The organism is Enterobacter cloacae complex sp. P42RS, from assembly GCF_014930595.1.
GTDB classification, from domain to species: domain Bacteria; phylum Pseudomonadota; class Gammaproteobacteria; order Enterobacterales; family Enterobacteriaceae; genus Enterobacter; species Enterobacter bugandensis.
On the sequence record NZ_JADBRK010000004.1, the window covers coordinates 67,603 to 87,847 of the forward strand.

The 20,245-nt window shown below is 55.9% G+C and carries 14 protein-coding genes; 4 read left to right on the forward strand and 10 right to left on the reverse strand.

Going from position 1 to position 20,245, the window contains the following annotated elements:
• Positions 1–2: 2 nt before the first annotated feature.
• Both cysI and cysJ read right to left on the reverse strand, forming a co-directional pair.
• Positions 3–1,715 carry an assimilatory sulfite reductase (NADPH) hemoprotein subunit gene (gene cysI, locus IM314_RS06280; RefSeq protein WP_045261277.1) on the reverse strand — a complete coding sequence of 571 codons (1,713 nt, stop codon included), beginning with the start codon at positions 1,713–1,715 and terminating at the stop codon, positions 3–5.
• Positions 1,715–3,520: an NADPH-dependent assimilatory sulfite reductase flavoprotein subunit gene (gene cysJ, locus IM314_RS06285; protein WP_193358422.1), complete on the reverse strand. Its 1,806-nt coding sequence runs from the start codon at positions 3,518–3,520 to the stop codon at positions 1,715–1,717. Before cysJ ends, cysI begins: the two co-directional genes overlap by 1 nt.
• A gap of 306 nt (positions 3,521–3,826) precedes the next feature.
• Here cysJ and queD point away from each other — a divergent pair, with 306 nt between their 5' ends.
• Positions 3,827–4,189: a 6-carboxytetrahydropterin synthase QueD gene (gene queD / locus IM314_RS06290; RefSeq protein WP_003862700.1), complete on the forward strand. Its 363-nt coding sequence runs from the start codon at positions 3,827–3,829 to the stop codon at positions 4,187–4,189.
• A gap of 28 nt (positions 4,190–4,217) precedes the next feature.
• On the opposite strand, the gene queE is transcribed toward queD, so the two are convergent.
• Genes queE through IM314_RS06305 form a run of 3 tightly spaced genes read right to left on the reverse strand, consistent with a single transcriptional unit; the run spans position 4,218 to position 7,210 of the window.
• The gene (gene queE / locus IM314_RS06295; RefSeq protein ID WP_028014249.1) at positions 4,218–4,889 is read right to left on the reverse strand and encodes a 7-carboxy-7-deazaguanine synthase QueE; all 672 of its coding nucleotides are present in this window, start codon (positions 4,887–4,889) and stop codon (positions 4,218–4,220) included.
• A gap of 54 nt (positions 4,890–4,943) precedes the next feature.
• On the reverse strand, positions 4,944–5,651 hold the full coding sequence (locus IM314_RS06300; RefSeq protein ID WP_041908420.1) for an N-acetylmannosamine-6-phosphate 2-epimerase: 708 nt from the start codon (positions 5,649–5,651) through the stop codon (positions 4,944–4,946).
• Positions 5,651–7,210 carry a maltose/glucose-specific PTS transporter subunit IIC gene (locus tag IM314_RS06305; protein ID WP_041908418.1) on the reverse strand — a complete coding sequence of 520 codons (1,560 nt, stop codon included), beginning with the start codon at positions 7,208–7,210 and terminating at the stop codon, positions 5,651–5,653. The genes IM314_RS06300 and IM314_RS06305 overlap by 1 nt, the downstream gene beginning before the upstream one ends.
• Before the next feature lie 165 nt (positions 7,211–7,375).
• Between IM314_RS06305 and IM314_RS06310 the strand changes: the two genes are divergently transcribed.
• A complete protein-coding gene (locus tag IM314_RS06310; protein ID WP_193358423.1) occupies positions 7,376–8,200 on the forward strand; it encodes a MurR/RpiR family transcriptional regulator in 825 nt (274 codons plus the stop codon).
• Positions 8,201–8,557: 357 nt separating this feature from the next.
• A complete protein-coding gene (locus IM314_RS06315) occupies positions 8,558–9,667 on the forward strand; it encodes an SDR family oxidoreductase (RefSeq protein WP_041908416.1) in 1,110 nt (369 codons plus the stop codon).
• Between the two features lie 53 nt (positions 9,668–9,720).
• Here IM314_RS06315 and eno read toward each other — a convergent pair whose 3' ends face one another.
• The 5 genes from eno to rlmD all read right to left on the reverse strand — a co-directional run bounded on the left by eno (position 9,721) and on the right by rlmD (position 17,402).
• The gene (eno, locus tag IM314_RS06320; RefSeq protein WP_006811784.1) at positions 9,721–11,019 is read right to left on the reverse strand and encodes a phosphopyruvate hydratase; all 1,299 of its coding nucleotides are present in this window, start codon (positions 11,017–11,019) and stop codon (positions 9,721–9,723) included.
• An 81-nt stretch (positions 11,020–11,100) separates the two neighbouring features.
• Positions 11,101–12,738, reverse strand: a complete 1,638-nt coding sequence (pyrG, locus tag IM314_RS06325; protein WP_028014254.1) for a glutamine hydrolyzing CTP synthase — start codon at positions 12,736–12,738, stop codon at positions 11,101–11,103.
• Between the two features lie 223 nt (positions 12,739–12,961).
• Entirely contained in the window at positions 12,962–13,753 is a 792-nt protein-coding gene (gene mazG / locus IM314_RS06330) for a nucleoside triphosphate pyrophosphohydrolase (protein ID WP_045261274.1), read from the reverse strand.
• A gap of 67 nt (positions 13,754–13,820) precedes the next feature.
• On the reverse strand, positions 13,821–16,052 hold the full coding sequence (gene relA, locus IM314_RS06335) for a GTP diphosphokinase (protein WP_028014256.1): 2,232 nt from the start codon (positions 16,050–16,052) through the stop codon (positions 13,821–13,823).
• 51 nt (positions 16,053–16,103) lie between these two features.
• Positions 16,104–17,402: a 23S rRNA (uracil(1939)-C(5))-methyltransferase RlmD gene (gene rlmD, locus IM314_RS06340; protein WP_193358424.1), complete on the reverse strand. Its 1,299-nt coding sequence runs from the start codon at positions 17,400–17,402 to the stop codon at positions 16,104–16,106.
• A gap of 57 nt (positions 17,403–17,459) precedes the next feature.
• On the opposite strand from rlmD, the gene barA reads away from it, so the two are divergent.
• Positions 17,460–20,219, forward strand: a complete 2,760-nt coding sequence (gene barA / locus IM314_RS06345; RefSeq protein ID WP_193358425.1) for a two-component sensor histidine kinase BarA — start codon at positions 17,460–17,462, stop codon at positions 20,217–20,219.
• Positions 20,220–20,245 lie beyond the last annotated feature (26 nt).

Sequence of the window (20,245 nt, forward strand, 5' to 3'; positions counted from 1 at the left end):
GGTTACTCCCAGAAATCCCTGGCAGGATCGAGCACCGGGCGAATGATGCCCGCACGCACTGTAAAGTCGCCGAAGCCTTCACCCGCTTCGCGCTCTTTCGCCCAGCGCCCGACAAGCTCGTCGATGGAATCAAGAATTTCCGGCTCGGTGATGTTCTCGCGGAACATGCGTGGAATACGCGTGCCGATACGGTTACCGCCCAGGTGCAGGTTATAACGGCCCGGCGCTTTCCCCACCAGCCCCAGCTCGGCCAGCATCGCGCGACCGCAGCCGTTCGGGCAGCCCGTCACGCGCATAACAATATGCTCGTCCGGAATACCGTGTTTTTCCAGAATCGCTTCCACTTTGTCAGTGAATGACGGCAGGAAACGCTCGGCTTCGGCCATCGCCAGCGGACAGGTCGGGAACGACACGCAGGCCATCGAGTTTTCACGCTGTGGCTTCACCGCATTCATCAACCCGTGCTCGCGCGCCAGTTCCTCAATTTTCGCCTTTTCGCTTTCCGGCACGCTGGCGACGATCAGGTTCTGGTTAGCGGTGATACGGAACTCGCCTTTGTGGATCTTCGCGATTTCCAGCAGACCGGTTTTCAGCGGGCGGCCCGGATAATCCAGAATACGGCCATTTTCAATGAACAGCGTCAGGTGCCAGTTATTGTCGATGCCTTTCACCCAGCCGATGCGATCGCCGCGACCGGTGAATTCGTAAGGGCGGATCGGCTCAAATTTGATGCCTGCGCGACGCTCCACTTCCTCTTTGAACGTCTCTACGCCCACGCGCTCCAGAGTGTACTTGGTTTTCGCGTTTTTACGGTCGGTACGGTTGCCCCAGTCGCGTTGGGTGGTCACTACCGCTTCTGCCACGGCCAGCGTGTGCTCCAGCGGCAGGAAACCGAACTCGCTCGCGGTACGGGCGTAGGTTTTCTTGTTACCGTGCTCAATAGACAGGCCGCCGCCCACCAGCAGGTTAAAGCCAATCAGCTTGCCGTTTTCGGCAATCGCCACGAAGTTCATGTCGTTGGCGTGCAGATCGATGTCGTTCTGCGGCGGGATCACCACCGTGGTTTTGAACTTACGCGGCAGGTAGGTCTGACCGAGGATCGGTTCTTCGTCGGTGGTCGCGACTTTTTCCTGATCGAGCCAGATCTCCGCATAGGCGCGGGTACGCGGCAGCAGGTGCTCGGAAATTTTCTTCGCCCACTCATACGCTTCGGCGTGCAGCTCGGACTCGTACGGGTTCGAGGTGCAGAGCACGTTACGGTTCATGTCGTTGGCGGTCGCCAGCGCGTCCAGACCCACGGAGTGGAGCATCTGGTGCACCGGCTTCACGTTCTTCTTCAGAATCCCGTGGAACTGGAAGGTCTGACGGTTGGTCAGGCGGATGCTGCCATAAATCGTGTTTTCACCTGCAAACTTGTCGATCGCCTGCCACTGTTTGGTGGTGATCACCCCGCCCGGCAGACGGCAGCGCAGCAGCATCGCGTGGCGCGGCTCCAGTTTCTGTTCTGCGCGCTCGGCGCGGATATCGCGGTCGTCCTGCTGATACATACCGTGGAAACGGATCAGCAGGAAGTTGTCGCCTTTGAAACCGCCGGTCAGGCCGTCATTCAGATCTTCAGCAATGGTGCCGCGCAGATAGTTGCTTTCCAGCTTCATGCGCTCGGCGTCTGTCAGTTTACCTTCGACCACCAGTGGCCCTGGATGTTTTTCGCTCATTAGTAGACATCTCGCTGATAACGGCGCTCAACGCGCAGCTCACTTAAAAATTCATCCGCCGCTTCGGCATCCATACCGCCGAATTCGGCAATCACTTCCAGCAGTGCCTGCTCAACGTCTTTCGCCATGCGATTGGCGTCGCCGCAGACATAAATGTGGGCACCGTCATTAATCCAGCGCCACAGCTCTGCGCCCTGTTCGCGCAGTTTGTCTTGTACGTATACTTTTTCTTTCTGATCGCGGGACCAGGCCAGATCGATGCGGGTCAGTACGCCCTCTTTGACGTAGCGCTGCCACTCAACCTGGTAGAGGAAATCTTCGGTAAAGTGCGGGTTGCCAAAGAACAGCCAGTTTTTACCCGGCGCGTCGTCCGCGGCACGCTGCTGCATAAAGGCGCGGAACGGCGCGATGCCGGTGCCCGGGCCAATCATGATCACCGGCGTCTCCGGATTCGCCGGCAGGCGGAAGTTGTCGTTGTGCTCGATAAAGACGCGCACCTCGCCCTCTTCTTCCACGCGGTCCGCCAGGAAGCTTGATGCCCCACCCGCGCGGGCGCGGCCTTCGATGTCGTAGCGCACCACGCCGACGGTAACGTGAACTTCGCTTTCCACTTCCGCCTGGGAAGAGGCGATAGAGTACAGGCGTGGGGTCAGCGGACGCAGCAGACCGATCAGCGCATCGGCATCCAGCTGTGCCGGAGAGAAACGCACCATATCGACAATCGGCGTCGTCGCGGCGTAATGCTGCAGCTTCGCTTTATCGCCCACCAGTGGCAGCAGGGATTCGCTGCGCGTTAGGGTGGCATAATTCTCGACGATATTCGGGGTGTTCACCGTCAGCTCAAAATGCCACTGCAGCGCCTCTGAAAGTGGCTGGGTTTTGCCGTCAACGGTGACGGGCTCGTCACCCTTCAGCCACAGCAGTTCCACCAGCTCTTTCACCAGCGCCGGATCGTTCTGATACCAGACGCCCAGCGCATCGCCAGGCTGATAGCGCAGGCCGGAGTCGCCAAGATCGATTTCAATATGGCGCACGTCTTTTTCCGAGTCGCGGCCCGTAATTTTCTGGTTCACCGACAGGCTCGCCGTCAGCGGCGACTCTTTGGTGTACGGGCTGGTGTGGATCTCATTGACGGTGCCCGCAGCGGTCACCGCGGCCTGTGCTGGCGTCTTTTTCGGGACGCGGGCTTTCAACACCTCAACGATGCGCGCACGCCATTCAGCGGCGGCAGTCTGGTATTCCACATCCGCGTCCACGCGGTCCAGCAGGCGCTCCGCGCCCAACTCCGCCAGCTTGCTGTCGAAGTCTTTACCGGACTGGCAGAAGAATTCATAGGAGGTATCGCCCAGGCCAAAGACGGCAAACGCCGTGCCATTCAGCTTAGGGGCTTTTTTTGAGAACAGGAACTTGTGCAGCGCCACCGCTTCTTCAGCGGGTTCACCTTCCCCCTGGGTCGAGGCGACCATCACCAACAGTTTTTCTGACGCGATTTGTTTGAATTTATAATCCCCGGCGTTGACCAGGTTCACGTTCAGTTTGGCGGCCAGCAGATCATCACGCAGCGCTTCGGCCACGCGGCGGGCGTTGCCCGTCTGCGAGGCGCTAATCAGCGTAATGGCAGGAATTTCCACGGCCGTTGCCGGTGCGCCAGCCATCGCGCCAGGCTGCTGGTTGAGCATTCCCCAGAAATAACCGGAGACCCAGGCAAGCTGAGTGGGAGAAAAATCAGAGGTGGCAGCCTGAAGGCGCGCCAGTTGCTCCGGGTTAAGGGGAAGCAAATTTGAAGGTGGGGCCTGTGTTGTCATGCGTCGTTATGTTCCAGTAGCCAAGCGGACTTTAAGCGAATAAATCCAAACTGAAGATAAGGTTAACGGCGTGGATAATAACAATTAAAGAAGGGATGGAAATAATAAATAACCAAATGGACTAACCTGTTTTAGTTATCGTTCTTAGCGATAAAAACGATTGAATAACCATTTGAAATAAAAGAATAAAAACCAATAATCACCCTGAATACCGGGCGTTCAACGTTCAGAGCCGTTTTAGTTAATGCTAAAAATTGTGCTTTCCGGTACTATGCGGCGGTTTTTTCCGCATTACTGAGAGCGATCATGTCCACCACACTGTTTAAAGATTTCACCTTCGAAGCCGCCCACCACCTTCCGCACGTTCCTGCAGGACATAAATGCGGCCGCCTGCACGGGCATTCGTTTATGGTGCGTCTTGAGATCACCGGTGAAGTTGATCCGCATACCGGTTGGATCATGGACTTTGCCGAGCTGAAGGCCGCGTTTAAGCCGACCTACGATCGTCTGGATCACTACTATCTCAACGATATTCCGGGTCTGGAAAACCCGACCAGCGAAGTGCTGGCAAAATGGATCTGGGATCAGATGAAGCCGCTGGTACCGCTGCTGAGCGCGGTGATGATAAAAGAAACCTGCACGGCAGGCTGCGTGTATCGCGGAGAGTAAAAAAAGCCCGGCAAAACCGGGCTTTTTTCTAGGCAATATTCAGATACTTGTGCGTCTGCATCGACAGGCGCCAGTTGCGCGCAATGCAGGTTTCAATGCACAGGCGCGTCGCATCCTCTTTCTGGCTGATCGGCTGCAGGGCGATTACCCGCTGCTTCTCATCCGTCAGCGTCGCCAGCAGTTCATCCAGCGCTTCGATATCACGCACGCGTCCTACCGGATGCTTAATTTCATCCGCGCGCTCCAGCGCCTGAGACAGCACGTCATACCCGCCACGCATATTCACTTTTGGCGATACCGTCACCCAGGTAGTGTGTGAACAGCGCACTTCATGGGTGCCGCTGGTCTCAATCTGGCAGCTGTAGCCGTTCTTTTCGAGCAGCTCGGTCAGCGGCGTCAGATCGTGAATGCAGGGTTCGCCGCCGGTGATGACGACGTGGCGAGCTGTCCAGCCCTGGCGACCAATAATGGCCAGCAGGTCTTCTGCACTGCCCGCGCCCCACTTATCGCTCTCTTTTGTTTTCGCCAGAATGCTAAACAGCGACACTTCCCGATCTGCGAGCTTATCCCACGTATGTTTGGTATCACACCAGGCACAGCCAACCGGGCATCCCTGTAAACGAATAAAGATAGCGGGAACGCCGGTAAAGTAACCCTCGCCTTGCAGGGTCTGGAACATCTCGTTAATCGGGTACTGCATAGTCATCTCAGTAAAGGGGATAAACGATAAGTATCGCAGATCCCCGTCGGATGGTCATGCTCCATCGGTGCTTTGCGCGCTAATCGCCGCCATAAAGCGCGCGGTAATTTGCTGTGGGCGGGTGATCGCCCCGCCGACAACGACCGTATGCGCGCCCAGAGCCAGACACCGGGCCGCGCGCTCGGGCGTATCCACGTTGCCTTCGGCAACCACGGGGACCGTCACGGCCGCCAGAACCGCTTTCAGGAACGCACAGTCATTCTCCGGAAGCGTATGGCCTATCGTTTCCGCCGTATAGCCGTACAGCGTGGTACCGACGCAGTCAAAGCCAAGCGTCTGCGCCGTCACGGCTTCGTCTACGGTGGAAATATCTGCCATCAGCAGTACCGAGGGGTAACGTGAGCGGATGGCCGTGACCAGTGTTTCCAGGGATTCACCGCCAGGACGTTCCCGCGCCGTCGCATCAAGGGCAATGATTTCCGGAGAGACGGCCATGAGCTCATCCACCTCTTTCATCGTAGCGGTGATAAATACTTCGCTCCCTGGATAGTCCCGTTTGATGATGCCGATAACCGGTAAAGACACCTGCTGTTTAATGGCCTCGATATCCACCACGCTGTTGGCGCGAATGGCGAAGGCTCCGCCCTGTGCCGCCGCCAGCGCCATTCGCGACATGATAAACGGGCTGTGCAGCGGTTCGTTTTCCAGCGCCTGACAGGAGACGACCAGTTTTCCCTTCAGGTTATCCAGTACATTTTTCATTACGATAAGATCTCTTCCACTTCGTTTTTGATAATAGTGACGTGCGGGCCATAAATGACCTGTACACCGTTACCGCGCACGATAACGCCGCGCGCGCCGGTGGCTTTCAGCGCCGCGTCATTCACTTTGCTGCCGTCTTTGACCGTCACGCGAAGCCGCGTGGCGCAGCAGTCCACCTCTTCCAGATTGTCTTTTCCGCCCAACCCGGCGATCACCGCCGCAGCGCGCTCGCTTTGCGGCAGGCTGACGTCATCAACCATCGCCTCCTTTTCACGGCCCGGCGTGGCGAAATCAAAGCGGTTAATCAGGTAGCGGAAGGTGAAGTAATAGAGGAAGAACCACGGCACGCCGACCAGCGGAACGAACATCCAGTTGGTTTTGGCCTCCCCCTGCAATATGCCGAACAGCACGAAGTCAATAAAACCGCCGGAGAAGGTCTGCCCGATTGTAATGTGCAGCATGTGCGCGAGCATAAACGCCAGCCCGTCAAACAGCGCGTGAATGACGTAGAGCACCGGGGCAATGAACAGGAAGGAGAACTCGATGGGCTCGGTAATTCCCGTCAGGAATGAAGTTAACGCCGCGGAGAGCAGCAGCCCGGCAACGCGCTTTTTGTTCTCCGGTTTCGCCGTGTGGTACATCGCCAGACACGCGCCGAGCAGGCCAAACATCATCGTGATAAAGCGCCCGGACATGAAGCGTGACGTGCCTTCATAGAAATGCTGCGTGTTCGGGTCGGCGAGCTGAGCGAAGAAGATCCGCTGCGTGCCCTCAACCAGGTGGCCGTTGACGATCTCGCTGCCGCCGAGCGCGGTGGTCCAGAACGGCAGATAGAAGATATGGTGCAGACCAAACGGGCCAAGCATGCGCAAAATAAAGCCGTACAGCAGCGTGCCAAGATAACCGGTGGCATCCACCAGCCCGCCCAGACCAAAAATAAGCTTCTGGAAATGCGGCCAGACCACGGTCATGATCGCGCCAACGAGTATTGCCGCCAGCGAGCTGATAATCGGGACAAAGCGCGAGCCGCCAAAAAAGCCCAGGAACTGCGGAAGCGCTATCTTATTAAACCGATGATGCAGCGCGCAGGTCACGAGACCAATCACCACGCCGCCAAACACCCCGGTTTCCAGCGTCTGAATACCCAGCGTCATGCCCTGCCCTACAGCGCCCGGGTTCTCGTGCGCCAGTTTGCCGGTGAGGATCAGCAGCGCGTTGATGGTGGCGTTCATCACCAGAAACGCGAGTAGCGCTGCCAGCCCCGCCGTGCCCTTATCGTTTTTTGCCAGCCCGACAGCCACCCCAACCGCAAACAGCACCGAGAGGTTCGCAAACACAATCGAACCCGCACTGCTCATGATGGTGAAAATGGCCTGCAGCCAGCTCACATCTAAAAACGGATAGGCCGCCAGCGTATTGGGGTTCGATAACGCCCCGCCGATACCGAGCAGCAGACCCGCCGCGGGCAATACGGCGATAGGCAACATAAAGGATTTGCCAAAGCGCTGCGCTTTTTCAAACCATCCACCCGACGAAGCGCCACTGAATATTTGCATCATTTTTTCATCCCCCCATTAAAAGATGAAAATTTTTACCATATAAATATTTTATAGTGAAAATTATCATCACAAACCAGGAGGCCGATCATACTTTTTTAAAATGACTGGCATCTTTCCCCCGCTTTCCGCCACACTAGTCGCAGTGAAACACATTAAGGACGTGGCATGTCGGACCATGAAAACCTGCTGCTGAAGCTCCGCCAGGAGGCTTCCGGGTACAGCCCAACGCAACAAAAACTCGGTGAGTTTGTCCTCAGCGACCCTGCCCGGGTGCTCTACCTGACCATCACCGAACTGGCGCGAGAGAGCCACACCAGCGAGGCCAGCGTGACGCGTCTTTGCCGGACGCTGGGGTGCAAGGGGTATAACGAATTCAAAATGGCGCTGGCGCTGGATATTCAGCAGGGTCAGCCCGCGCGTCAGGCGGGGGATGAGATTGACAGCGTGGTGGATGAATCGGTGCAGGCTCTGCAGGATACCGCGAGTCTCCTCGACCGCGCGCTGCTTGAAAAAGCCGCACTGGCGCTGCATCAGGCGCAGTCCGTGCAGATTTATGGCGTCGCGGCCAGCGCAATCCTCGGGGAGTATCTGCATTACAAGTTATTAAGGCTGGGTAAATCCGCACAGCTGTTTAGCGATATGCACCGCGCAGCCATGAATGCGACCACGCTTTCGGCAGAGACGCTGGTGGTGGCGATCTCCAGCTCCGGTTCAACGCGAGATTTACTTCACGTAGTGAAACTTGCCCGCAAGCGCGGGGTGAAGGTTCTGGCGCTCAGCAACACGCCCCGCAGCCCGCTGGCGTCTCTTAGCGATATGCTGCTGGTGGCCGCCAAGCCAGAAGGCCCTCTTAGCGCGGGCGCGCTCAATGCCAAAGTTGGGGTGATGCTGCTGGTCGAATTACTTACGACATCCATGATTGCGCTGGATGGTCATTACGCTGACGTCAGCCAGCAAACGGCCAGCGCCACGCTTCCTCTTCTGCTCTGAAAACCCTTCGCAGGCTAAATAAAATAGCCTGCGTTTTATTTTGCTCAATTTAACTTAAGCAGAGTTCAATTCATTTATATGATAAATGTTTGGTGTAACAAATTATTTTGTTTATTACAGTTTGAATTATTTCCCTCGCGCCACCCCAGAGACAAAAACAGATTAAAATCATTAAGTTAAAATAAAAACATGAATAAATTGAATTTTTCCGCTTTCTGCAATGTCCAATATTTTCACCTGATTTCCTTTCCTTAAAATAAGCTTAAGACGCTGTCGGTCCCGACGTTTTATTATTTAAACGCCGTTTACTTTTGCGCGCCTACAATCCGCCTCATCAATCATAATGAGACGGTAATAATGAAGATGTTATTAATTACAGGAGTGACCGGGTTTCTGGGCGGTGCAGTACTTGAAAAAATCCTGACCAGCGATCAATCCGTAAAACTCCTTTTGCTTGCCCGTGCCGGCGATCCGCAAAGCGGGCTGGCGCGCGTGCAGGAGAACATGCGTAAGTTCAACATTTCTGAGGAGAAACTGGCCTCCCTGAGCGTGGATAATATCCTCATCGGCGACCTCAGCCAGCCGGAAGCCTTTCTGAACGATCCCCGTCTGGACCAGGTTACGCATGTCGTTAACTGCGCGGCAGTTGCGTCATTTGGCAATAACCCGCTGATCTGGAAGGTGAACGTAGAGGGTACGCTAGCGCTGGCGCGCCGCATGGAGCAGGTCGCAGGGCTGCAGCGTTTCCTGCATGTAGGCACCGCAATGTCATGCACGCCGGAGCAGGATTCGCTGGTCGCCGAAAGTGCGGAATTCAGAGAAAACGCTGAGCACCTGGTGGAATATACGTATTCGAAGTCAACCATCGAACAGCTGATGCGCCAGGAATGTCCTAACCTGCCGCTGCTCATCGCCCGTCCGTCCATCGTCGTCGGCCATACCCGCCACGGCTGCACGCCGTCGAGCAGTATCTTTTGGGTCTTCAGCATGGGCCTGATGCTGCAGAAGTTTATGTGCTCGATGGAAGACCGGATCGACGTTGTCCCGGTAGATTATTGCGCCGACGCAATGTTAATGCTGCTGAGCAGCAACGCGCGTCCGGGGGAAGTGGTACACATTTCAGCCGGGGAAGAGAACAGCGTTCGCTTTGCGGATATCGATCGGGCAATGGCGCAGGCGCTGGAGAAAGCGCCCGTTGGCGATAAGTACGCGCAGGTCAGCTACGAAACGCTGGTCAAAATGCGCCGTGAACTGAAAACCATTTTTGGTCCGTGCAACGAACGTCTGATGCTGAGAGCGATGCGCTTATACGGTGCCTTTGCCACGCTGAACGTGCGCTTCAGCAACGATAAGCTGCTCAGCATGGGGATGCCGAAGCCACCTCGTTTTACGGATTATATCGCCCGCTGCGTGCAAACCACCCGGGGACTGACCATTCCCGAGCAGATGGCGGTCGATTTTAAATAACCAAAAAAAATGCCAGTCATTCGACTGGCATTTTCATGTTAAGGCTTAAGCAATTATGCCTGGCCTTTGATCTCTTTACGACCGTTGTAAGGTGCTTTTTCACCCAGCGCTTCTTCGATACGAATCAGCTGGTTGTATTTAGCAACACGGTCAGAACGGCTCATAGAACCGGTTTTGATCTGGCCAGCAGCGGTACCAACAGCCAGGTCGGCAATGGTCGCGTCTTCAGTTTCGCCAGAACGGTGAGAGATAACAGCGGTGTAGCCAGCGTCTTTCGCCATTTTGATCGCAGCCAGCGTTTCGGTCAGAGAACCGATCTGGTTGAATTTGATCAGGATGGAGTTAACGATGCCTTTCTCGATGCCTTCTTTCAGGATCTTAGTGTTGGTTACGAACAGATCGTCACCAACCAGCTGGATTTTGTCGCCCAGTACTTTGGTCTGGTATGCGAAACCATCCCAGTCAGACTCGTCCAGACCGTCTTCGATAGAAACGATTGGGTACTGTTTGGTCAGGTCTTCCAGGAAGTGAGTGAACTCTTCGGAGGTGAACGCTTTGTTGCCTTCGCCAGCCAGAACGTATTTACCGTCTTTGTAGAATTCAGATGCTGCACAGTCCATCGCCAGGGTGATGTCTTTGCCCAGCTCGTAGCCTGCTGCTTTAACCGCTTCAGCGATAACAGCCAGTGCTTCTGCGTTAGAACCCAGGTTTGGCGCGTAGCCACCTTCGTCACCAACAGCAGTGTTCATACCTTTAGCTTTCAGAACTTTAGCCAGGTTGTGGAACACTTCAGAACCCATACGAACCGCTTCTTTCAGGGTTTTCGCGCCAACTGGCTGAATCATGAATTCCTGAATATCAACGTTGTTGTCTGCGTGCTCACCACCGTTGATGATGTTCATCATTGGTACAGGCATAGAGTATTTGCCTGGGGTGCCGTTCAGTTCAGCGATGTGCTCGAACAGTGGCATACCTTTAGCAGCGGCTGCTGCTTTGGCGTTCGCCAGGGAAACGGCCAGGATTGCGTTCGCACCGAAGTTAGATTTGTTTTCAGTACCGTCCAGATCGATCATGATCTTGTCGATGCCAGCCTGATCTTTGGCATCTTTGCCAACGATAGCCTGAGCAATAGGACCGTTAACAGCGCCAACCGCTTTCAGTACGCCTTTGCCCATGAAACGGGATTTGTCGCCATCACGCAGTTCCAGCGCTTCACGGGAACCCGTAGAAGCTCCTGATGGAGCAGCTGCCATACCGACGAAACCACCTTCCAGATGAACTTCGGCTTCAACGGTCGGGTTACCACGGGAGTCGATGATTTCACGACCGATGACTTTAACGATTTTGGACATTAGATTTTCCTCAGTACAAGTTAAACTAAAACTCCAGACAAACAACGCGTACCGTTGGTACGCGTTGCCGTTCTAACTTTTTTACTTCGCCTGACGCTTCTGGTACTCGCTGGCGGCTTTCACGAAGCCTGCAAACAGCGGATGTCCATCACGCGGCGTTGAAGTAAATTCCGGGTGGAACTGGCAGGCAACAAACCACGGATGGTTTGGCACCTCGATGATCTCGACTAACTGATCGTCCCCGGAGCGACCCGCAACACGCAGGCCCGCGGCTTCAATTTGTTTCAACAACATATTGTTGACTTCATAGCGGTGACGATGGCGCTCGGTGATGACCGGCTCGCCGTACAGCTTGCGAACCACGCTATCGTCGGACAGCTGGCAGGCCTGTGCGCCAAGACGCATAGTGCCACCCAGATCGCTCTTCTCGGTACGGACTTCGACGTTACCGTCTTCGTCGCGCCATTCCGTAATCAGCGCCACGACAGGGTACTTACAGTCTGGCACAAATTCCGTAGAGTTCGCGTTTTCCATTCCCGCTACGTTGCGCGCAAATTCGATCAGCGCAACCTGCATACCCAGGCAGATGCCGAGGTATGGAATATTGTTTTCACGCGCATAGCGTGCAGTGGCGATCTTGCCTTCAACACCACGGTAGCCGAAGCCGCCAGGGATGAGGATAGCATCCAGATCTTTCAGAATTTCAACGCCACGTGTTTCAACATCCTGCGAATCAATCAGCTTGATGTTCACGGAGACGCGGTTCTTCAGACCACCGTGCTTCAGCGCTTCGATAACGGACTTATAGGCGTCCGGCAGTTCGATGTACTTGCCGACCATACCGATAGTCACTTCGCCTGCCGGGTTCGCTTCTTCATAAATAACCTGTTCCCATTCAGACAGGTTAGCTTCCGGACAGTTCAAGCTGAATCGTTTACAAATATAATCGTCCAGACCCTGTGATTTCAACAGGCCCGGGATTTTATAAATGGAATCGACATCTTTCATTGAAATAACGGCTTTTTCAGGCACGTTACAGAACAATGCAATTTTCGCACGTTCGTTCGCTGGAATGGCACGATCGGAACGGCAAACCAGGATGTCAGGCTGAATACCGATAGAGAGCAGTTCTTTAACGGAGTGCTGAGTCGGTTTGGTTTTCACTTCACCTGCCGCCGCCATGTAAGGCACCAGCGTCAGGTGCATGAACAGCGCGTGTTCACGACCAATGTCTACCGCCAGCTGACGAATCGCTTCGAGGAACGGCAGGGATTCGATATCACCCACGGTACCGCCGATTTCAACCAGCACAACGTCATGCCCTTCGCCACCGGCAAGGACACGCTCTTTGATGGCGTTAGTGATGTGTGGGATAACCTGCACGGTCGCGCCCAGGTAGTCACCGCGGCGCTCTTTACGCAGAACGTCAGAGTAGATGCGGCCAGTCGTAAAGTTGTTACGACGGGTCATTTTGGTACGAATGAAACGCTCGTAGTGGCCAAGATCCAGATCGGTTTCAGCGCCGTCTTCAGTAACGAACACTTCCCCGTGTTGGGTTGGGCTCATGGTGCCAGGATCGACGTTGATATACGGATCCAGTTTCATCATGGTCACATTGAGGCCACGGGCTTCAAGAATGGCTGCGAGGGAGGCTGCGGCAATGCCTTTACCCAGAGAGGATACGACCCCGCCGGTCACAAAAATATAGTTCGTTGTCATGCTGAACCTGAGAAGTTAGGGTGAAACGATGGAATAACCAGGACGGGAAAGTAGTATACCCGAACACGGCGAGCGCCACAAACTTTCATTCTCCGTCTCCATTCCAGGCCATGACAAACATAAGGAGTGAGAAAATAGCCCCTTTTGGGTAAATGTTTTTGACGCAAATCAAGCGCTTGTCATTTAAAAAATCACACAAATTGCGCTTGATCGCAAAATTCCGTTAGAGATCAGATTCCTGGCGTTTTACTTCCTGCCAGACTTCTTCCATCGCGTCGAGGTCAATTCCGGTCATTTCCAGGCCGCGCGAGGCCACAATCCGCTCGACTTCACGAAAGCGTCGTTCGAATTTCAGGTTGGCTTTTTGCAGCGCGGTTTCCGCTTTTACCCCTAGATGGCGAGAAAGATTGACGGTGGCGAACAGCAGGTCGCCCATCTCTTCCTCCAGCTTTGCTTCATCGACCACCGCCTGCTGCGCTTCGTGCATCACTTCGTCGATCTCTTCATGCACTTTATCCAGCACGGGTCCCAGGGAATCCCAGTCAAATCCTACCGCCGAGCAGCGCTTTTGAATTTTGTGGGCGCGCATCAGCGCGGGCAGGCTCAGCGGGATGTCGTCCAGCGCAGAGTGTTGGGACTTTTCAGCGCGCTCGGCGCTTTTAATCTGCTCCCAGCGGGCCAGCACCTCTGCGCTGTTTCCTGCGGTGGCATCGCCAAAGATATGGGGATGGCGGCGCTCCAGCTTGTCGCTGATAGCGGCACAGATATCGTCAAAGTTAAAGCGCCCTTCCTCCTGCGCCATCTGGGCGTAGAACACTACCTGGAACAGCAGGTCGCCGAGTTCACCGCGCAGGTCATCGAAATCCTCGCGTGAAATGGCGTCCAGCACCTCATAGGTCTCTTCGAGGGTATAAGGTGCGATGGTCGCGAAAGTCTGCTCCTTGTCCCACGGGCAGCCGTTTTCCGGGTCGCGCAGGCGTTTCATGATGCCGAGCAGGCGGTCGATTTGAGTCATGGTTTTTCCCATTTAAAAAAAGGGCCGGGTGGCAGCGAAGCTTTACCCGGCCTTCATAAGAGTGTGTTTAGCCGCCGTGCAGACGACGCGCGTCAATCACATCCGGCACCTGGTTCAGTTTGCCCAGCACGCGGCCGAGCACCTGCAGGTTGTAGATTTCGATGGTCATATCGATGGTGGCAAGCTGCTCGCGGGTATCGCTGCGGCTGGCGACGCCCAGCACGTTGACCTTCTCGTTGGCGAGAATGGTGGTGATGTCGCGCAGCAGCCCGCTGCGATCGTTGGCAGTGACGCGCACCACCAGCGAGTAACCGGCGGAATAGCTCTCACCCCAGACCGCTTCCACGATACGCTCCGGCGCGTGGGACTGCAGTTCGGCAAGCTGGTCGCAGTCGGAGCGGTGGATCGAGATCCCGCGCCCCTGGGTGATAAAGCCAACGATATCGTCCCCCGGAATCGGCTGGCAGCAGCGGGCAATGTGGTGCATCAGGTTGCCCACGCCCTCGACCACCACGCGGCCGTTGTCTTTGCTGCGCTGCTGCGGGGCATAGGTTTTCTGCTGCAGCTGCTTCAGCGCCGCCGCGTCCTGCTCTTCCGCGCTAGGCTTGTTGAACTGCGCCTGCAGGAAGTTGACCATCTGATTCAGACGGATATCACCGCCGCCAATCGCCGCCAGCAGCTCGTCCAGCTCGTTGAAGTTGTAGCGCGGCAGCAGGAATTTCTCTGCTTCTTTCAGGCTGATCCCGATATGCTCCAGCTCGTCGTCAAGGATCTGGCGACCGGCAAGAATGTTTTTGTCACGATCCTGCTTGCGGAACCAGGCGTGAATTTTGGAGCGCCCGCGGCTGGTGGTGACGTAACCGAGGTTCGGGTTAAGCCAGTCGCGGCTCGGGTTTGGCTGCTTCTGGGTAATGATTTCAATCTGGTCGCCCATCTGCAACTGATAGGTAAACGGCACGATACGTCCGCCGATCTTCGCCCCGATGCAGCGGTGCCCCACGTCGCTGTGGATGTGGTAGGCAAAATCGAGCGGCGTGGAGCCAGCCGGCAGGTCGACAACGTCCCCTTTCGGGGTAAAGACGTAGACGCGGTCATCAAAGACCTGGCTGCGCACCTCGTCGAGCATTTCGCCGGAGTCGGCCATCTCCTCCTGCCACGCAATCAGCTTGCGCAGCCAGGCGATGCGGTCTTCGTGGCCGGAGCGTGCCCCGCCAGAAGTGCCCTCTTTGTACTTCCAGTGCGCGGCTACGCCCAGCTCGGCGTCTTCGTGCATCTGTTTGGTGCGGATTTGAATCTCGACCGTTTTGCCGCCGGGGCCAAGCACCACGGTATGAATGGACTGGTAGCCGTTCGGTTTTGGGTTCGCGACATAGTCGTCAAATTCATCCGGCAGGTGGCGGAAGTGAGTATGTACTATCCCCAGCGCGGCGTAGCAGTCCTGTAGACGCTCCGCCACGATACGCACGGCGCGCACGTCAAACAGCTCGTCAAAGGCGAGGTGTTTCTTCTGCATTTTGCGCCAGATGCTGTAGATGTGCTTGGGCCGACCGTAAACTTCGGCACGCACATTCTCTTCTTTCATGGCCTGGCGCAGCCCGCTGACAAACTCGTCGATGTAGTGCTCACGATCGATACGGCGCTCATGCAGGAGTTTGGCAATGCGCTTGTATTCTGCCGGATGCAGATAGCGGAAGCAGTAATCTTCCAGCTCCCATTTCAGCTGACCAATACCTAAGCGGTTCGCCAGCGGCGCATAGATGTTCGTACACTCTTTGGCGGCCAGCACGCGCTCGTCTTCCGGCGCGTCTTTCACTTCACGCAGGTGGGCAATACGCTCGGCCAGCTTGATGACCACGCAGCGAAAATCATCCACCATGGCCAGCAGCATCCGGCGGACGTTATCAACCTGCTCAGAGGAGACGGAATCGGTATGCGCGGCTTTTAGCTGGCGAATGGCCGCCATATCGCGCACGCCGTGGATCAGCGCAACGACGGATTTGCCGACGCTGTCGCGCAGCACATCTTCGCTGACCACATCCGCATCCGCGAGGGGGAACAGCAGCGCGGCCTGCAGCGTTTCGATGTCCATGTTCAGCATGGACAAGATTTCCACCATCTCCACGCCGCGCCATAAGAGCAGATCGGCATCCGGGTGTCCCTGCGTGGTGCGCAGACAGTAGGCCCAGGTTTCGGTTAAGCGTTCACACGACTGCTGGCTGGAAATTCCCAGACTTGCGATCCATTTTTGTGGGTCAAACTCCCCAGCTTTATTGAGATGTGCACTTCTTACCGCAACCATTGTCCTCTCCTTTAGGGACCAGGGCCTGTCGAAGTCGACAAGCCAAACAAATTAGATGTGCTCGAACAACGCCATCGATTCCAGATGTCCAGTGTGCGGGAACATGTCCAGCATTGCCAGACGCCGAATCTGGTAACCCGCGCTGATTAACGCCTCACTGTCACGGGCAAGCGTTGCCGGGTTACAGGAAACATAGACCACACGCCTGGGCGCGAGTTTAATAATATGCGCCATGACGCCTGGGGCACCTGCACGCGCCGGGTCGAGCAGGATTTTGTCGAAACCCTGCTTTGCCCACGGCTGTTGAGTGACATCTTCCTCAAGATTTTGATGAAAGAATGTCACATTTTGCAAGCCGTTCTGCTCTGCGTTTTCCTGGCCTTTGACCACCAGCGCCTCAACGCCTTCCACCCCGACCACGCTTGCCGCTCTGCGCGCCAGCGGCAGGGTAAAGTTACCCATGCCGCAGAACAGATCGAGCACACGGTCAGTGGGCTGTACGTCAAGCCATTCCAGGGCCTTCGCCACCATTTGCTGGTTTATGCCGTCGTTGACCTGGATAAAATCACGCGGACTGAACGTTAAGCGTAGCCCGTCTGACGCATACCAGGGAGCTTCGCCCGATACCTGTTCAAGTATCTCGCTTTGCGGCGCGAGGAAAAGCGCAAGCTCATGAGAATGCGAAAAGCGTTCCAGTTTTTCGCGATCTTTTTTCGACAGCGGCGCGGTGTGGCGCAGCACCATCAGCGGGCCGTTGTTCGCCAGCACCAGTTCAACGTGGCCCAATGAACGCACCCCGTCGAGCGATGCAAGACAGCGGTGCACGTCCGGAAGTAACGCCTCAAGATGGGGCACCAAAATGGGGCACCGCTTCACGTCAACAATATCGCTGGTGGCCGCTTTGCGAAAACCCATCTCCAGCCGCTCCGTTTTGGGCTGATAGCTCAGGCTCAGGCGCGCGCGGCGGCGATAGCCCCAGGGCTCATCGGCGATAATCTCGTCAACTTCGTGTTTAAGGAGGCGCGCCAGCGCGCGGCTTTTACTTTTTTGCTGTAATTCTGTGCTCGCATGCTGTTGCTGGCAGCCTCCGCACACGCCAAAATGTGGACAGCGGGGCTCCACGCGCTCAGGGCTCGCGTTGAGGCGACGCTTCACCTCTCCGCGCGCGTACTGACGCTTGTCTTCCGTCAGCGTAATTTCTGCTCGTTCTCCTGGCAGCAAACCTGTTATAAACAGAGTCTTACCGTTGTGACGAGCCACTCCCTGACCAAACGGATCAAGGTCCGTGGCTTCAACAGTAATGATTTGACGCGTCGTCACGCGTCGCTTTGCAGAGTAGAATTGCGCCATCGCCGAGATTTTTCTCACATAAACATAATTATCTTAATTGTCCCATAACGGAACGCCATGACCAACTACAGCCTGCGCGCGCGCATGATGATTTTGATCCTCGCCCCCACCGTTCTCATCGGTTTGCTGCTGAGTATCTTCTTTGTGGTGCACCGCTATAACGATTTGCAGCGACAGCTGGAGGACGCGGGCGCCAGCATTATCGAACCGCTCGCCGTCTCAAGCGAGTATGGGATGAACCTGCAAAACCGTGAATCCATTGGGCAGTTAATCAGCGTGCTTCACCGTCGCCACTCGGATATCGTCCGCGCCATTTCCGTCTACGACGAACATAACCGCCTGTTTGTCACCTCAAACTTTCATCTCGATCCGACCACGCTGAAGATCCCTGACGGAACGCCATTCCCGCGCCACCTCACCGTACTGCGGCGCGGCGATATCATGATCCTGCGCACGCCGATCGTGTCGGAAAGCTATTCACCCGATGAGTCTGCGCAATCCGATGCCAAATCCAGCAATAACATGCTGGGATATGTAGCGCTTGAGCTCGATCTCAAGTCGGTACGGCTGCAGCAGTACAAAGAAATTTTTATCTCCGGCGTGATGATGCTGTTCTGCATTGGTATTGCGCTGATCTTCGGCTGGCGTCTGATGCGTGACGTCACGGGTCCCATCCGCAACATGGTTAATACCGTTGACCGCATCCGCCGGGGACAGCTCGACAGCCGCGTGGAAGGGTTTATGCTGGGCGAGCTGGATATGCTGAAAAACGGCATTAACTCGATGGCGATGTCGCTGGCAGCCTATCACGAAGAGATGCAGCATAACGTTGACCAGGCCACCTCTGACCTGCGCGAAACGCTGGAGCAGATGGAGATCCAGAACGTTGAGCTGGATCTGGCGAAAAAGCGCGCTCAGGAAGCGGCGCGTATCAAGTCTGAGTTTCTGGCCAATATGTCGCACGAGCTGCGTACGCCGCTCAATGGCGTGATCGGCTTTACCCGCCTGACCCTGAAAAGCGAGCTCAACCCAACTCAGCGCGATCACCTGCACACCATTGAACGTTCGGCCAACAACCTGCTGGCGATCATTAACGACGTGCTGGACTTCTCCAAGCTGGAGGCGGGCAAACTGATTCTGGAAAGTATTCCCTTCCCGCTGCGCAGTACGCTCGATGAAGTGGTGACGCTGCTCGCGCACTCGTCGCACGACAAGGGCCTTGAGCTAACGCTCAATATTAAAAACGACGTGCCGGACAACGTTATTGGCGATCCGCTGCGCCTGCAGCAGGTCATTACCAATCTTGTCGGGAATGCGATTAAATTCACCGAAAGCGGCAACATCGACATCCTGGTAGAAAAACGCGCCATCAGTAATAACAAGGTGCAGATTGAGGTTCAAATCCGCGATACCGGTATCGGCATTCCGGAGCGGGATCAGTCGCGTCTGTTCCAGGCCTTCCGCCAGGCAGACGCCAGCATCTCCCGCCGCCATGGCGGTACCGGACTGGGGCTGGTGATCACGCAGAGGCTGGTAAACGAGATGGGCGGCGATATCTCTTTCCACAGCCAGCCAAACCGCGGCTCAACCTTCTGGTTCCATATTAACCTCGACCTCAATCCGAACGTGCTGACCGACGGCCCGGTGACGGACTGTCTGAAAGGTAAGCGCCTGGCCTACGTCGAGCCTAACGCGGCAGCGGCGCAGTGCGCGCTGGATATTTTAAGCACCACGCCGCTGGAGGTGGTTTACAGTCCAACCTTCTCTGCCCTGGCCGTTGATCATTACGACATTTTGCTGATGGGGATCCCGGTGACCTTAACCGGCGAGCTGACCATGCAGCAGGAGCGACTGGCGAAAGCCGCGTCGATGACCGACTATCTGCTGCTGGCGCTGCCCTGCCACGCCCAGCTTAATGCGGAAGAGTTGAAAAACGACGGTGCGGCCGCGTGCCTGCTTAAACCACTCACCGCGACCCGCCTGCTGCCCGCCCTTACGGAGTATTGCCGTCTTAGCCAGCACGCACTGCCGTTGATTAACGACGAGCAAAAACTGCCCATGAGCGTGATGGCGGTGGATGATAATCCGGCCAACCTGAAGCTGATTGGCGCATTGCTGGAAGACCAGGTTCAGCATGTTGAGCTGTGCACCAGCGGCGCGCAGGCGGTTGAACAGGCTAAGCAGATGCAGTTCGACTTAATTCTGATGGATATTCAGATGCCGGGCATGGATGGCATTCGTGCCTGCGAGCTGATCCACCAGCTCCCGCATCAGCAGCAAACGCCGGTTATTGCTGTCACCGCGCACGCGATGGCGGGCCAGAAGGAGAAGCTGCTGAGCGCCGGGATGAATGACTATCTGGCAAAGCCCATCGATGAAGAGAAACTTCATAGCCTGCTGTTGCGCTACAAGCCGGGTCATATTGGCGGAACATATACGGTTTTCAGCGAGCCGGTTGAGGTAAGCGTTAATCAAAATGCGACCTTTGACTGGCAGCTGGCGCTGCGCCAGGCGGCAGGGAAACCCGATTTAGCACGAGAGATGCTGCAAATGCTGGTCGCGTTTCTGCCGGAGATCCGTAATAAGGTTGAAGAACAGCTGGTGGGCGAGAACCCGGAAGAGCTGCTGGAAGCGATCCACAAGCTGCACGGCAGCTGCGGCTACAGCGGCGTACCGCGGCTGAAAAACCTCTGCCAGCTGCTGGAGCAGCAGCTGCGCGCGGGTACGCCGGAATCGGAGCTTGAACCGGAGTTCCTGGAACTGCTGGATGAGATGGATAACGTGACGCGGGAAGCGATGAAGGTGTTGGGTAGCTGAGGTAAAAGCCCGGTGGCGGCTTCGCC

Coding starts and splice junctions, on each gene's coding strand:
- barA (WP_193358425.1), top strand. CDS start 17,460: ATGACCAACTACAGCCTGCGCGCGCGCATGATGATTTTGATCCTCGCC.
- relA (WP_028014256.1), bottom strand. CDS start 16,052: ATGGTTGCGGTAAGAAGTGCACATCTCAATAAAGCTGGGGAGTTTGAC.
- cysI (WP_045261277.1), bottom strand. CDS start 1,715: ATGAGCGAAAAACATCCAGGGCCACTGGTGGTCGAAGGTAAACTGACA.
- queD (WP_003862700.1), top strand. CDS start 3,827: ATGTCCACCACACTGTTTAAAGATTTCACCTTCGAAGCCGCCCACCAC.
- queE (WP_028014249.1), bottom strand. CDS start 4,889: ATGCAGTACCCGATTAACGAGATGTTCCAGACCCTGCAAGGCGAGGGT.
- mazG (WP_045261274.1), bottom strand. CDS start 13,753: ATGACTCAAATCGACCGCCTGCTCGGCATCATGAAACGCCTGCGCGAC.
- IM314_RS06305 (WP_041908418.1), bottom strand. CDS start 7,210: ATGATGCAAATATTCAGTGGCGCTTCGTCGGGTGGATGGTTTGAAAAA.
- pyrG (WP_028014254.1), bottom strand. CDS start 12,738: ATGACAACGAACTATATTTTTGTGACCGGCGGGGTCGTATCCTCTCTG.
- IM314_RS06310 (WP_193358423.1), top strand. CDS start 7,376: ATGTCGGACCATGAAAACCTGCTGCTGAAGCTCCGCCAGGAGGCTTCC.
- IM314_RS06315 (WP_041908416.1), top strand. CDS start 8,558: ATGAAGATGTTATTAATTACAGGAGTGACCGGGTTTCTGGGCGGTGCA.
- rlmD (WP_193358424.1), bottom strand. CDS start 17,402: ATGGCGCAATTCTACTCTGCAAAGCGACGCGTGACGACGCGTCAAATC.
- IM314_RS06300 (WP_041908420.1), bottom strand. CDS start 5,651: ATGAAAAATGTACTGGATAACCTGAAGGGAAAACTGGTCGTCTCCTGT.
- eno (WP_006811784.1), bottom strand. CDS start 11,019: ATGTCCAAAATCGTTAAAGTCATCGGTCGTGAAATCATCGACTCCCGT.
- cysJ (WP_193358422.1), bottom strand. CDS start 3,520: ATGACAACACAGGCCCCACCTTCAAATTTGCTTCCCCTTAACCCGGAG.